11 protein-coding genes are annotated in these 13706 nt (G+C 69.8%); 10 read left to right on the top strand and 1 reads right to left on the bottom strand.

Features of this window, described 5'->3' with window-relative positions; translation table 11 throughout:
- Positions 1 to 23 precede the first annotated feature (23 nt).
- The 8 genes from AB0H21_RS15285 (at position 24) to AB0H21_RS15250 (ending at position 10278) form a co-directional block, all read left to right on the top strand.
- Entirely contained in the window at positions 24 to 785 is a 762-nt protein-coding gene (locus tag AB0H21_RS15285; protein WP_358517297.1) for a beta-phosphoglucomutase family hydrolase, read from the top strand.
- Complete coding sequence (locus AB0H21_RS15280; RefSeq protein ID WP_358516613.1) at positions 782 to 3184, top strand: glycosyl hydrolase family 65 protein; 2403 nt, start codon at positions 782 to 784, stop codon at positions 3182 to 3184. The genes AB0H21_RS15285 and AB0H21_RS15280 overlap by 4 nt, the downstream gene beginning before the upstream one ends.
- A gap of 78 nt (positions 3185 to 3262) precedes the next feature.
- The gene (locus tag AB0H21_RS15275) at positions 3263 to 3427 is read left to right on the top strand and encodes a molybdopterin-dependent oxidoreductase (RefSeq protein WP_358517295.1); all 165 of its coding nucleotides are present in this window, start codon (positions 3263 to 3265) and stop codon (positions 3425 to 3427) included.
- Positions 3428 to 3635: 208 nt separating this feature from the next.
- Positions 3636 to 3779 carry a hypothetical protein gene (locus tag AB0H21_RS15270; protein WP_358516611.1) on the top strand — a complete coding sequence of 48 codons (144 nt, stop codon included), beginning with the start codon at positions 3636 to 3638 and terminating at the stop codon, positions 3777 to 3779.
- Positions 3780 to 4083: 304 nt separating this feature from the next.
- On the top strand, positions 4084 to 6165 hold the full coding sequence (gene tkt / locus AB0H21_RS15265) for a transketolase (RefSeq protein WP_358516610.1): 2082 nt from the start codon (positions 4084 to 4086) through the stop codon (positions 6163 to 6165).
- Between the two features lie 40 nt (positions 6166 to 6205).
- Positions 6206 to 7291, top strand: coding sequence for a transaldolase (gene tal, locus AB0H21_RS15260; protein WP_358516608.1), 1086 nt, complete (start codon positions 6206 to 6208; stop codon positions 7289 to 7291).
- 54 nt (positions 7292 to 7345) lie between these two features.
- Positions 7346 to 8995, top strand: a complete 1650-nt coding sequence (pgi, locus tag AB0H21_RS15255; protein ID WP_358516606.1) for a glucose-6-phosphate isomerase — start codon at positions 7346 to 7348, stop codon at positions 8993 to 8995.
- Positions 8992 to 10278, top strand: coding sequence for an NAD(P)/FAD-dependent oxidoreductase (locus AB0H21_RS15250; protein WP_358516604.1), 1287 nt, complete (start codon positions 8992 to 8994; stop codon positions 10276 to 10278). The genes pgi and AB0H21_RS15250 overlap by 4 nt, the downstream gene beginning before the upstream one ends.
- A gap of 302 nt (positions 10279 to 10580) precedes the next feature.
- Here AB0H21_RS15250 and AB0H21_RS15245 read toward each other — a convergent pair whose 3' ends face one another.
- Positions 10581 to 10955: a DUF488 family protein gene (locus AB0H21_RS15245; protein WP_358516603.1), complete on the bottom strand. Its 375-nt coding sequence runs from the start codon at positions 10953 to 10955 to the stop codon at positions 10581 to 10583.
- A 484-nt stretch (positions 10956 to 11439) separates the two neighbouring features.
- Here AB0H21_RS15245 and AB0H21_RS15240 point away from each other — a divergent pair, with 484 nt between their 5' ends.
- Together AB0H21_RS15240 and AB0H21_RS15235 are read left to right on the top strand one after the other, a co-directional pair.
- The gene (locus tag AB0H21_RS15240; protein ID WP_358516601.1) at positions 11440 to 12789 is read left to right on the top strand and encodes an NAD(P)/FAD-dependent oxidoreductase; all 1350 of its coding nucleotides are present in this window, start codon (positions 11440 to 11442) and stop codon (positions 12787 to 12789) included.
- Between the two features lie 112 nt (positions 12790 to 12901).
- Positions 12902 to 13471, top strand: coding sequence for a DUF488 domain-containing protein (locus tag AB0H21_RS15235; RefSeq protein WP_358516599.1), 570 nt, complete (start codon positions 12902 to 12904; stop codon positions 13469 to 13471).
- Positions 13472 to 13706 lie beyond the last annotated feature (235 nt).

Genomic DNA, 13706 nt, shown 5'->3' with positions numbered 1-13706 from the left:
CGAGGAGGTCACCCAGCGTGGAGCTGTCTGCCGCGAGGAAACTGGGCCTGCCGGACCGCGTGCGGGCCTGCCTGTTCGACCTGGACGGTGTCCTGACCCGTACGGCGCGGCTGCACGCCGCCGCCTGGAAGGAGATGTTCGATGACTTCCTGCGCGAGCGGGCCGACCGGACGGGCGAGGCGCTGGTCCCCTTCGACCCGGTGAACGACTACGACACGTACGTGGACGGCAAAACCAGGGCCGACGGCACCCGGGCGTTCCTGGCCGCGCGCGGCATCCACCTGCCGGAGGGCGACCCCGACGACCCGCCCGGCACCGAGACCGTTCACGGCCTGGGCAACCGCAAGAACCAGTTGGTACTGGACCGGATCATGAAGGACGGCGTGGACGTCTACGAGGGATCGGTCCGCTATGTCCGCGCGGTGCGGGACGCCGGGCTGCACCGGGCGGTGGTGTCGTCGAGCGCCAACTGCCGGGAGATGCTCGTCGGCGCGGGGATCGAGGACCTGTTCGAGGAACGCATCGACGGACGCACCGTGGTCCGCGACCACCTGGCCGGAAAACCGGCGCCCGACGCCTTCCTGGCCGCCGCGCGGGCACTTGGGGTGGCGCCTGACGAGGCGGCGGTGTTCGAGGACGCGCTCGCGGGGGTCGAGGCCGGACGGGCCGGACGGTTCGCCTGCGTGGTCGGCGTGGACAGGGTCGGGCAGGCGGCCGAGCTGCGCGAACACGGCGCCGACGTGGTGGTGTCCGACCTCGCAGAGCTGTTGGAGCGCTCCTCATGATCACCCATCCCGCATTCGCGTGCGAGCCCTGGAGCCTGCGGCTGACCGGGCTGGACGTCGACGTCCTCGCCCAGTCCGAGTCGCTGTTCGCGCTGTCCAACGGGCACATCGGCTGGCGCGGCAACCTCGACGAGGGGGAACCGCACGGCCTGCCCGGCAGCTACCTGTCCGGTGTCTACGAGGTGCGGCCCCTGCCGTACGCCGAGGCCGGCTACGGCTTTCCCGAGTCGGGGCAGACCGTCATCAACGTCACGAACGGCAAGGTGATCCGCCTGCTCGTCAACGACGAGCCGTTCGACGTCCGCTACGGACAGTTGCGCGCGCACGAGCAGACGCTGGACTTCCGCGACGGTGTGCTGCGGCGGACCGCCGAATGGGAGTCGCCGGACGGGTGCGCGGTCCGGGTGTCCTCGGTCCGGCTGGTGTCGCTGCTCCAGCGAGCGGTCGCCGCGATCTGCTACGAGGTGGAGCCCGTCGACAAGCCGCTGCGGGTGGTCGTGCAGTCCGAACTCGTCGCCAACGAGCAGTTGCCCAGCGCGGCGGGCGACCCACGGGTCGCCGCCGCGCTGGAGGCGCCGCTGATCTCCCGCGAGAACGCGGCGTGGGGCGCCCGCGCCGCGCTCGTGCACAACACCCACGCGAGCGGCCTGTGCGTCGCCGCCGCGATGGACCACGTCGTCGACGGTCCGGACGGCACCGGCGTCATGGCCGAGAGCTCCCCCGACCTCGGCCGGGTGACCGTGATCGCCTCGATCGAGCCCGGCAGCCCGCTGCGCCTGGTCAAGTTCGTCTCCTACGGCTGGTCGGGCGCGCGGTCGCGCCCCGCAGTGCGGGACCAGGCCGACGCCGCGCTCGCCGCGGCGCGCCAGACCGGCTGGGACGGGCTGGTCGCCGGGCAGCGGAGCTATCTGGACGACTTCTGGGCCCGCGCCGACGTCAAGGTGGAGGGCGACGCGGAGATCCAGCAGGCGGTGCGGTTCGGGCTGTTCCACATGCTTCAGGCCGCGGCGCGCGGCGAAGGTAGGGGCATCCCGGCCAAGGGGCTGACCGGCAACGGCTACGACGGGCACTGCTTCTGGGACAGCGAGGCGTTCGTGATGCCGGTGCTGACCTATCTGCTGCCCGAGGCTGTCGCCCACGCGCTGAGCTGGCGGCAGAGCACGCTGCCGATGGCGATGGACCGGGCGCGGCAGCTCGGGCTGCGTGGGGCTGCCTTCCCCTGGCGGACCATCCACGGGGAGGAATGCTCGGGCTACTGGCCCGCCGGGACGGCGGCCTTCCACGTCAACGCCGCCATCGCCGACGCCGTCGACCGCTATCTCGACATCACGCAGGACGAGGCGTTCGACCGGGGCGTCGGCCTGGAGCTGCTCGTGCAGACCGCCCGGCTGTGGCGGTCGCTGGGACACCACGACGCCGACGGCGCGTTCCGCATCGCTGGGGTCACCGGCCCGGACGAGTACAGCGCCGTCTCCGACAACAACGTCTACACGAACCTGATGGCCCAGCGGAACCTGTACGCCGCGGCCGAGTCGGCCAAGCGCCACCCCGACGAGGCCAGGAGCCTGGACGTCGACGAGAAGGAGATGGCGGGCTGGCGGGCCGCGGCCCAGGCGATGTACGTCCCCTATGACGAGAAGCTCGGGGTCCACCCGCAGGCCGACGACTTCACCAAGCACCAGGTGTGGGACTTCGCCGCGACGGGACCCGACCAGTACCCGCTGATGCTGCACTTCCCGTACTTCGACCTGTACCGCAAGCAGGTCGTCAAGCAGGCCGACCTCGTGCTGGCGCTGCACCGGCGGAGCGACGCCTTCACCCCCGAGCAGAAGGCGCGCGACTTCGCCTACTACGAGCGGATCACTGTACGGGACTCCTCGCTGTCGGCCTGCACCCAGGCGGTGATCGCGGCCGAGGTCGGTCACATGGACCTCGCCTACGACTACCTCGCCGAGGTGGCGCTGATGGATCTCGAGGACGTCGAGCACAACACCCGCGACGGACTGCACATCGCGGCTCTGGTCGGAGCCTGGATCGCCCTGGTCGAGGGGCTCGCCGGGATGCGCCACCACGGCGGCGTGCTCCGCTTCGCGCCGCGGCTGCCTTCGGCGCTCACCGGGCTCTCCTTCACGGTGTCCCTGCTGGGGCGGCGGCTCACGGTCAGCGCGGACCAGAAGTCCGCCACGTACACGCTACTCGACGGCGAGCCGCTCAAGATCGTCCACTATGGGAAGCCGGACGTCGTCACCAACGGCGCGCCGATCACCTGCGCGATCCCTCCGGCGTTCCCGGGCCCGGCCCCCACCCAGCCTCCCGGCCGCCGACCGGCGCACCGGCAGACGAGGGAGACCTTCGGGACCATGCGACCAGCAGGGTCACCAGCTCATCCAGCGATGTGATCACCGTGATGCCGTCCGCGCCCGACACGCCGGCCCCGGCGCCGGTCCGGTCCAGCCGGTACGCCCGCAGCCGCCCCGCTGTCGTACGGGCACGGCGCCCCGCTACGGCTGCGCAACGAGGTCCAGCTCGGCTTCAAGCAGGTCAAATGGCTGGCCGGCATCGAATTCGTGGCCCACTTTTCCGAGGTCGGCGGCGGCTACAACCCCGACCACGAGTTCTTCGTCTACCGGCAGTCCATTTAATGGCGAACCGGAGAGCGCCGGGCTGGGGCACTCGCGGGCTGTCGTTCGCCGTGGTGGAGGGCCGCGGAAGGCTGGGATGGGCGGCTAGTCGGACCTGACGGCCCGCCATGGCGGCGCTCCGCGGACTCACGTTCGACCCGGGGACGGTGGCGGCACTGGCGCCCCTGGTACATGCAGCCAGGGGGGTCGTAGAGTGGAGGTGATAAGGGTGCACGCGGAGGCATGCCGCCGGCTGCACCGGACGATCGAGAACATACGATCGTCGGGCTCCGGCGCCGGGGTGGCCCTGAACCCGGCTACCTCACCGGAAGCCGTCGAAGAGATCCTCACCGAGGTCGCCCTGTTCTCGTGATGAGCGTCGATCTGGGCTTCGGCGACCAGGAACTGATCTCCTCGACGCTGGACCTCGACGCTGGACAAGGTGCCCGCCGCGGGACTGCCGGCCAGCCGGGGCTTACCCGCTCAGACGTCGAGGTGGACGAGGCATCCACGAACAGACCATCGCCATGGCGGTCGACGCCGGGGCGACCATCGTCGTCGGCTCGGCCATCTTCGATACCACGCGGCCGGTACGGCCTGCGTGACCTCCTTGCGCGACGTCGCCGCGTGGACCGCCACTTCCCGCGCGGCCACAGCCAGAGGAGCGTGAACCACCCATGACCGATCAAGCAAATCAGCTCGCCACCGAGGATGTGGACCGGCGCTGCGTCGATACGATCCGCACCCTGTCCATGGATGCGGTGCAGGCGGCGAAATCCGGGCATCCCGGCACCCCGATGGCGCTGGCCCCAGTGGCGTACTGCCTGTGGCAGCGGCACCTGCGGTTCGACCCGGCCGACCCGATCTGGCCGGACCGGGACCGGTTCATCCTGTCCAACGGGCACGCCTCGATGCTGCTGTACTCACTGCTGCACCTGGCCAGGGTGCAGGCGGTGAACCCGAAGTACGAGACCACCGGCAAGCCCTCGGTGACGCTGGAGGACATCAAGACGTTCCGACAGGCCGGTAGCCGCTGCCCTGGGCACCCGGAGTACCGGTGGACCTCGGGGGTGGAGACCACCACCGGGCCCCTGGGCCAGGGGGTGGCCACCAGCGTGGGCATGGCGGCCGCGGGCCGCTGGCTGGCCGAACGCTACAACAAGCCAGGCTTCCGGCTGTTCGGCTACGATGTGTACGCGCTGATGGGCGACGGCTGCATGATGGAGGGAATCAGCAGCGAGGCGGCGTCGCTGGCCGGGCACCTGCGCCTGGACAACCTGTGCTGGATCTACGACAACAACCACATCACGATCGAGGGATCCACCTCGCTGGCGTTCTCCGACGACGTGGCCGCCCGCTTCCAGAGCTACGGGTGGGACGTCACCCGGGTCGGCGACGCCAACGACCTGGACCTGCTGTCCAAGGCCTTGGACACGTTCAAGGCGACGTCAGGGCGGCCCACGCTGATCATCGTGGACACCCACATCGGCTACGGCGCCCCGCACAAGCACGACACCGCCGCGGCGCACGGCCAGCCGCTCGGCGAGGACGAGGTCCGGGCCGCGAAACGGTTCTACGGCTGGCCGGAAGAGGCCCGCTTCCTGGTGCCGGACGGGGTGTACGAGCACTTCCGGGAGGGCATCGGCCGCCGCGGCGCGGAACTGCGGGCGGAATGGTTCGCGCTGTTCGAGCGCTACCGTCAGGCGCACCCCGAACTGGCCGACGAGGTGTACCGGATGAGCCACCGCCAACTCCCCGGCGGCTGGGATTCCGGCCTGCCCACCTTCCCACCCGACCCAAAGGGACTGGCCGGCCGGGAGTCTTCCGGCCAGGTGCTCAACGTCCTGGCCCGCAACGTCCCCTGGCTGCTCGGCGGAGCCGCCGACCTGTACCCTTCGACCAAGACCCGGCTCACCTTCGACGGCGCCGGGGACTTCGAGGCCGGCAGCTACGCCGGGCGGAATTTCCACTTCGGCATCCGCGAGCACGCCATGTGCGCCATGGCCAACGGCATGGCGCTGGCAAAGGTGCGGCCGTTCGCCTCCGGGTTCCTGATCTTCACCGACTACGCCCGCGGCGCGATGCGGCTGTCGGCGCTGATGGAGATCCCGGTCATCTACATCTGGACCCACGACTCGATCAGCCTGGGCCAGGACGGCCCCACCCACCAGCCGATCGAGCAGCTCGCCTCGCTGCGGGCCATGCCCGGCATCCTGGTCATCCGGCCCGCCGACGCCAACGAGGTGACCGAGGCGTGGCGGGTGATCATGCCGCTGCGTCACGAGCCCGCCGTGCTCGTGCTGTCCCGCCAGAAGCTGCCGACCCTGGACCGTTCCCGCTACGCCGCCGCCTCCGGCCTGGCCCGCGGCGGCTACGTGCTGGCCGACCCCCCGGGCGCGGAGCCCGATGTGATCCTGATCGGCACCGGCTCGGAGGTCGCGCTGTGCGTGGCCGCCTATGAGGCGCTCACCGAGGAAGGCATCCGCGCTCGTGTGGTGTCGATGCCCTGCTGGGAGCTGTTCGAGAGACAGGATCAGGCCTACCGCGACGAGGTGCTGCCGCCGCGGGTCCGCGCCCGGGTCGCGGTCGAGGAGGGCGCCGACTTCGGCTGGTGCCGGTATGTCGGCATCGACGGAGCCATCCTCGGCATGGAGACCTTCGGCGCCTCGGCGCCGATCCAGAAGGTCCAGGCGATGTTCGGCTTCGAGCCCGCCCATGTCGTCCAGGCAGCCCGGGACCAGCTGGCCCGCCGGCCGTGACCGGCACCGTCCCGGTCGTCCTGCGGGGAAAGGAAGAGCCATGAAACCGACCCAGGCCCTGCACGAGGCGGGCCAGAGCATCTGGCTGGACAACATCACCCGGGCGCTGCTCGACGAGGGCACCCTGGACCGCTACATCGCCGAGTACTCGGTGACCGGGCTCACCTCGAACCCGACGATCTTCGACAAGGCGATCGAGGGCGGCCGCGACTACGACGCCGACATCGCCGGCCGCAAGTCCGCCGGAGCCTCCGACGAGGAGGTGTTCTTCGAGCTGGCCGTGGCCGACCTGCGCCGCGCCGCCGACCTGTTCGCGCCCATCCACGACCGGACCGACGGGGTGGACGGCTGGGTGTCGCTGGAGGTGTCCCCGCTGCTGGCGCACGACACCGGCAGCACGATCGACGAGGCCAGGGCGCTGCACCGCAGGGCCGCGCGGGATAACCTGTTCATCAAGATCCCGGGCACCGCCGAGGGCCTGCCGGCGATCGAGGAATGCATCTACTCGGGGGTGCCGGTCAACGTGACCCTGCTGTTCTCGGCGGAGCAGTACCAGGCAGCGGCCGGAGCCTACCTGCGCGGCGTGGAGCGCCGGATCACCGACGGCCTGGACCCGGCCGTGGGCTCGGTCGCCTCGCTGTTCGTGTCCCGGTGGGACAAGGCGGTGGCCGGGCGGGTCCCTGAGGAGCTGCGCGACCGGCTGGGCATCGCCGTGGCCAGGCAGGCATACCGCGCCTACCGGGAGCTGCTGGACTCCCCGCGCTGGGAACGGCTGGCCAACGAAGGAGCCAGGCCGCAGCGGATGCTGTGGGCCTCCACCTCGGTCAAGGATCCCGAGGCCTCGGACGTGCTGTACGTGGCCGCGCTGGCCGCTCCGTTCACCGTCAACACCATGCCGGACCAGACCTTGGAGGCCTTCGCCGATCACGGGAAGGCCGGCGAGCTGCTGCCTGCCGACGGCGGCGACTCCGACGAGGTCATCGCCGCCTTCGCCAGGGCCGGCATCGACGCCGGTTCACTGGCGGGCGAGCTGCAGCGCGAGGGCGCGGACGCCTTCGTGACCTCCTGGAAAGACCTGCTGGACCGGATCGGGTCCAGGCACGAGCAGCTTTCCGGGGCGAGCTGACCGCGTCGTTCACCCGCCCGTCATCGCTACGGACGACGAACGAGGGAGAGTTCCATGGCACAGTCCGAGCCGATACCGGCCCGCCATCAGCCCGCGTGGGCGCGGCTGGAGGGGTACGCGGCCAAGACAGAGGACCTGCGGCTGGCGGAGATGTTCTGCGAGGACCCGGGCAGGTCCGCGCGGCTGTCCGCAGATGCCTGCGGGATCCATCTCGATTACTCGAAGAACCTGCTCACCGATGAGATCCTGGGCGCGCTGCTGGACCTGGCCCGTCAGTGTGGACTGCGCCAGCGGATCGATGCCATGTTCGCCGGGGAGAAGATCAACTCCTCCGAGGGCCGGGCGGTGCTGCACGTCGCCTTGCGGGCGCCCCGGGACCAATCCATCGAGGTCGACGGTGCCGATGTGGTGCCTGAGGTGCACGAGGTCCTGGACCGGATGGCGGGTTTCGCCCGGGCGGTGCGGGACGGGACCTGGAAAGGTCACACCGGCAGGCCGATACGCAACGTGGTCAACATCGGCATCGGCGGCTCTGATCTGGGCCCGGCGATGGCCTACACGGCGCTGCGCGCCTACACCGACCTGGACAAGGCGGTTCGGTTCGTGTCCAACATCGACGGGGCCGCCCTGATCGAGGCGACGCGGGACCTGGACCCGGCGGAGACGGTGTTCATTGTCTGTTCCAAGAGCTGGCACACGCAAGAGACCCTGGTCAATGCCAGTTCGGCCCGGGAGTGGCTGGTCGGCGGGCTGGGCGGGGACACCGCGGCGGTAGCCCGCCACTTCGTGGCAGTGTCCACCAACGCCGACGGGGTCAGGGAATTCGGCATCGACCCCGCGAACATGTTCGGGTTCTGGGACTGGGTCGGCGGCCGGTACTCCTTCGACTCCGCCGTGGGGCTGTCGCTGATGGTCGCGATCGGGCCGGAGCGGTTCGCCGAGATGCTGTCCGGATTCCACGAGATCGACGAGCATTTCCGGACCGCCCCGTTCGAGGCGAACCTGCCGGTGCTGCTCGGCCTGCTGTCGGTCTGGTACAACAATTTCCTCGGCGCCCAGACCGTCGCCGTGCTGCCCTACAGCGACTACCTGGCCCGGCTGGCCGCCTACCTGCAGCAACTGGAGATGGAATCCAACGGCAAGCACGTGGACCTGGCCGGCCGCCGGGTGGACTGGCAGACCGCCCCGATCATCTGGGGCCAGCCCGGCACCAACGGCCAGCATGCGTTCTACCAGGCCCTGCACCAGGGAACCAAGCTGATCCCGGCCGAGCTGATCGGCTTCTGGGAGCCGGTGGAGGATCTCGGCGACCATCACGACCTGCTGATGGCGAACATGTTCGCCCAGGCCGAGGCGCTGGCTTTCGGCCGGGACGAAGAGGCACTGCGGAAGGCCGGCAGCCCGCCCGCCCAGATCCCCCACCGGGTCTGCGAGGGCAACCGGCCCACCACGCTGATCCTGGCCGAGCGCCTGACCCCCGCGAACCTCGGCAAGCTGATCGCCCTGTATGAGCACCGGGTCTTTACCGAGGGAGTCATCTGGGGCATCGACTCCTTCGACCAGTGGGGCGTGGAACTGGGCAAGATCCTGGCCAAGACCATCGAGGGCGAGCTGTTGTCCGAAGCGGCGCCCAGCCTGGATCATGACTCCTCCACCACGACGCTGATCCGCCGGCACCGGGCCGCGAGAGGGCGAGCGTTGTGAGCGCCCCCCGGCCCATGGTCGTGATCATCGGGGCCGGCTTCGCCGGGCTGGCCGCGGCCAAGGCCCTGCACCGGGCGCCCGTCCAGGTCACCATGGTGGATCAGCACGACTATCACACCTTCACCCCGTTCCTGTACCAGGTGGCCACCGCCCTGCTGGAAGCCGACGACGTCGCCTACCCGGTCCGCGGCGAGGTCCGGCGGCTGGGCAACGTGTCGTTCCGGCTCGCCACCGTCACTGGCGTCGACCTGGACACGAAGGCGGTCGACACCGACCAGGGCCGGCTGCCCTATGACTATCTGGTGCTGGCCGCCGGGGCGGTCAACGCCTACTTCGGGCACTCCGAGATCGCCGAGCATTCCCTCGGGCTGAACGACCTGCCCGAGGCGCTGCAGCTGCGCAACGCCATCCTCGCCCGGTTCGAGGCCGCCGCCTGGACGGGTGATCCGGCCGAACGGGCTCGCCTGCTCAGCTTCGCGGTGGTCGGCGGCGGTCCCACCGGGACCGAGTTCGCCGGGGCGCTGGCCGAGTTGGTCACCGGCACCCTGACCCGGGACTTCCCCGGCCTGGACCGGTCGGAGGTGAGCATCACGCTCGCCGAGGCCGGCCGCCACCCGCTGTCCGTGTTCCCCCGGCCGCTGCCGGCCGCGGTCGACCGGGCGCTGCGGCGCAAGGGCGTCCGGATCCGCTCCGGGGTCATGGTCACCGAAGTCGACAAGACGGGCCTGCGCCTGAAGGACGGGACAACGGTCCCCGCCGCGACGGTGGTCTGGGCCGCCGGGGTGCGCTCCTCGCACCTGGCCGACGGCCTGGGCCTCCGGCTCGGCTCGCACGAGCGGATCGTGGTGACGCCCACCCTGCAGGTCGACGGGCACCCGGAGGTGTTCGCTGTGGGCGATTTCGCGGAGATCCCCCAGCCTGACGCCGGGGAGCCGCTGCCGATGCTCGCCCAGGTGGCCATCCAGTCCGGCCGGCAGGCCGCGAGGAATATCGGCGCGCTGCTGCGCGGAGACATCCCGCAGCCCTTCCGGTACAAGGACCTGGGCACCATGGCCACAGTCGGGCGCGGCTTCGCCGTGGCCGACATCGGACCGGTCCGGCTCAGCGGGCAGCCGGGATTCCTGGCCTGGCTGGTGGTGCACATCGCCCGGATCGCGGGCATGCGCAACCGCTGGCTGGTGCTGGCGAACTGGGTGTCCGGCTACCTGTTCCGCAACCGCCCGGTGCGGCTGATCGTCGGCCCGCGCGGAGCGGACCAAGGGCAGCTCCAAGACCAGGCATGACACAAGAACAAGAAGGAGACACGAGATGCAAATCGGAATGGTCGGTTTGAGGGGCCCGCTGACTTCCGGACACGGACCCAAGTAGGGTTCGAGTCAGTCCGCAGCGGGCTCCTCAGTACGGGGAGACGCGCAGTTCCGTCTGCCGCCCGCAACCGCACGATGCAGTCAGGCCGGGGCGGTCTCGCCGCGTAGCGTGGCCTGCCAGAGCCGCGCAAGGAACAGGACGAGGCTGAGGTCATCGACCGGACGCTCATCCTCGGCGAACGACACCTGCGGCAAAGGTGCTGGGGGCTCGCGGCGGATCAAGCCCTAGATCTCCCGGTGCTGGTCAGCCACTCGGCGAGGACGGCGGCCTGGCTGCGTTCGACATCGTGGGTGGCGGTCAGCAGCGTCAGCTTGTCGTGGTCGGCGATGTATCGCAGATGGTCTACGGCCTGGTGCCGCGCAGGCCCGCGCAGTTCGGTGAGGTAGCGGCGGCGGAACTCGGCGAAGCGGCTGGGCTTGTGGCCGTACCAGCGGCGTAGTTCGGTGGACGGGGCGACGTCACGCAGCCACTCGTCGAGATGTGCGTCCTCCTTACGCATCCCCCGCGGCCAGACGCGATCGACAAGCACCCGCCTGCCGTCCTCGGGCGAGGATTCCTCGTAGATCCTGCGGTACGTGATGTCCTTGGTCATGACAGTGCTCCCCAACTGGCTGCACTTGTATGAGTCAGTGGACGCCTTCTCCCCATCATCGGCCTACGCGGTGGGATCGTCTTGCAACCAGGCTGCGGACCGAGTGCTGCCAGCCGCCTCGCTCCATGGGCCCTGTCGCCGGCCAGTCCGCCAGCCGATGAGTTCGAAACCACCCACCGGATTCAGCCCTCCATGATTGCACGTAGGACCGGTTGTCGAACCGACCGGGGCGGTCGCCACGACGCACCCCCGCCAGCGCAACCCCCCACCGGCTGGAGCCCGCAGCTTGAGGGCACAGGCAGGAACGGCCTACATCGGCCCTGCTCGAAGCATCGAGTCGACGGACGTGTCGAACTAGTGCACTTAGGGTAGCGGAACGATTGCGGACAGTCTGTGCGCGAGCGGCATTTGCGCAGCAGCGTCAGGCCATTGGTGCCGTCAATGAAGAAGCACCTGATCGAACGGATAGCCATAAGGATGGATCATGAAGAAGTCCTTTGACGTCGTTGTGATCGGAACAGGGGAAGCCGGCTCAGCGGTGGCCATGCAATGCCGGGCGGCCGGCCAGAAGGTGGCGATCGTCGATTCCCGGCCCTTTGGCGGCACCTGTGGGCTGCGCGGCTGTGACCCCAAGAAGGTGTTGGTGGGAGCGGCCGAGATCATCGATCGGAAACGTCGCATGGAGGGCCGAGGCGTTGCTGGGGACCTGCGCATCGACTGGCCTGAGCTGATCCGTTTCAAGGCCACGTTCACAGACCCCTTTCCCCGGCAGCGAGAGGATGGCTTCGTCCAAGCAGGGGTGGAACCCTTCCACGGGCGTGCGCGCTTTCTTGACCAGCGTTCGATCGAGGTTGGCGAGGCCATGCTCGATGGCGCTCACGTAGTCGTAGCAGTTGGCGCGTGGCCGACCAGGCTGGGCATCCAGGGCGAGCACCACCTCACCCGCAGCGACCAGTTTCTCGACCTGCAGGAGTTGCCTCGACGGATCGCGTTTGTCGGAGGCGGCTACATCGGCTTCGAGTTCGGCCACATCGCGGCCAGGGCTGGCGCGGCAGTCACGATCTTGCACCAAGGGGCTCGGCCACTCAAACACTTTGACCAAGACCTCGTGGCGCGGCTAGTGGAGCGCACCCGTGACGTGGGCATCGACGTTCGGACTGGTACGAAGGTTACGGGCGTCGAGAGAGCATCGGGAAACTTCAAGGTCACGGCCTTGACGGATTCGGGGCCTGAGGTGTTCGAGGCGGACATGGTTGTCCATGCGGCTGGTCGCGCACCCGAGGTGGACGATCTCGACCTGTCCGCTGCCGGGGTCGAGTTCGATCGCCGTGGGATCCGGGTCAACGGCCACCTGCAGAGCGTCTCGAACCCGGCGGTGTACGCGGCGGGTGACGCGGCCAACAGCGGAGGGCTGCCCGAGACGCCCCTCGCTCAGTACGAGGGCGGCCTTGTTGCCCACAACATTGTGGAGGGCAACCAGCGTACGGCGGACTACCTCGGCATGGCGAGTGTGGTCTATTCGATTCCCGCACTGGGCGCGGTGGGGATGACCGAGGAGGAAGCTCACGCCAAGGGCCTGACTTTCACCGTTAACCAGGCGGATACCTCTAGCTGGTACTCAGCGCGGCGGGTCGCCGAGCCGGCGTCGATGTACAAGATCCTGATCGAGAAGGGCAGCGGCAAGATTCTCGGAGCTCACCTCTTGGGCCCGGAGGCCGACGAGTTCGCGAACGTCTTCGCTCTTGCCATCCGAGCGGACGTCCGCGCCGACGCGCTGAAGCATGCGCTATTCGTCTACCCGACCCAGGCCTCCAACATGGCAGGGATGCTGTAGTGCCCAACTCTCAGGCGGGCTGGTACTTTCCGCGACCACCGGTGTGTTCTCGCCCGGCGGCATCGTCCTGATCAGGCGATTGGCCCTCGGGTCCCCAGGTACTACACCGCTGGTGGGTACCGCAGACCTCCGTCCGTTGCCGGCCGACCGCGACCAGGCGCCTCCGCTGCTCACCTTCGGCCACGGCACGGCCTCCCGGACCCTGATCGCCGCCCTCCTTCACGGCGTCGACGCGGAGGCCGTCGTGGACGTGCGTACCGCGCCGGGGAGTCGGCGCCTCCCCGACGTGGGCAGACAGGAGCTCTCCGCCTGGCTGCCGGAGGAGGGCATCGACTACCGGTGGGAGAGGAGGCTCGGCGGTTTCCGCAGGCCGGCCCCGGACTCGCCCGACACGTTCTGGCGGAACGACTCCTTCCGTGGGTACGCCGGCTACAGCCGCGGACCGGAGTTTCACGCCGCCCTGAAGGACCTCCTGGACCAGGCGGCGGCCACCCGTACCGCGATCATGTGCGCCGAGTCCGTCTGGTGGCGCTGCCATCGGCGGATCATCGCCGACTACGCCGTGCTGGTCCACCACGTCCCCGTACTGCACCTGGCCCATGACGGGCGGCTCGCCGAACACCGGCCGACCGCCGGCGCACGTCTTCTCGACGACGGGCTCCTCGTCTACGACGCCACCTGAGCCCGGTCCGCCGTACGGCCCCCTACGCTGGCCCCGCGGGTCGTCGGCGGGTACCGCGCCGCGGATCGCGGGCAGCAGCAACGCGCCCTCAAGGCGGGGGCGTCGCGCGCCTGCTGCCAACGCCCTGACGGGTGCGTGGCATGGGCCTGGCCCTCGTGTCGGCCACGATCGTGTCAGCTGGGCCCAGTCTGGCCGAGGGCGCGTAGCCCGGCCGCGCAGTTGAGGCGGCTGTGCG

Origin of the sequence: Sphaerisporangium sp. NPDC051011, assembly GCF_040653595.1 — a bacterium.
Lineage (GTDB): Bacteria > Actinomycetota > Actinomycetes > Streptosporangiales > Streptosporangiaceae > Sphaerisporangium.
Note: the sequence above shows the minus strand (reverse complement) of the source record. Positions and strands in the feature narration are given on the sequence as shown.

What these genes read in the sequence shown, in the direction of transcription:
- AB0H21_RS15280 (WP_358516613.1), top strand. Translation starts at nt 782, where the DNA reads ATGATCACCCATCCCGCATTCGCGTGCGAGCCCTGGAGCCTGCGGCTG.
- tkt (WP_358516610.1), top strand. Translation starts at nt 4,084, where the DNA reads ATGACCGATCAAGCAAATCAGCTCGCCACCGAGGATGTGGACCGGCGC.
- tal (WP_358516608.1), top strand. Translation starts at nt 6,206, where the DNA reads ATGAAACCGACCCAGGCCCTGCACGAGGCGGGCCAGAGCATCTGGCTG.
- pgi (WP_358516606.1), top strand. Translation starts at nt 7,346, where the DNA reads ATGGCACAGTCCGAGCCGATACCGGCCCGCCATCAGCCCGCGTGGGCG.
- AB0H21_RS15245 (WP_358516603.1), bottom strand. Translation starts at nt 10,955, where the DNA reads ATGACCAAGGACATCACGTACCGCAGGATCTACGAGGAATCCTCGCCC.
- AB0H21_RS15240 (WP_358516601.1), top strand. Translation starts at nt 11,440, where the DNA reads ATGAAGAAGTCCTTTGACGTCGTTGTGATCGGAACAGGGGAAGCCGGC.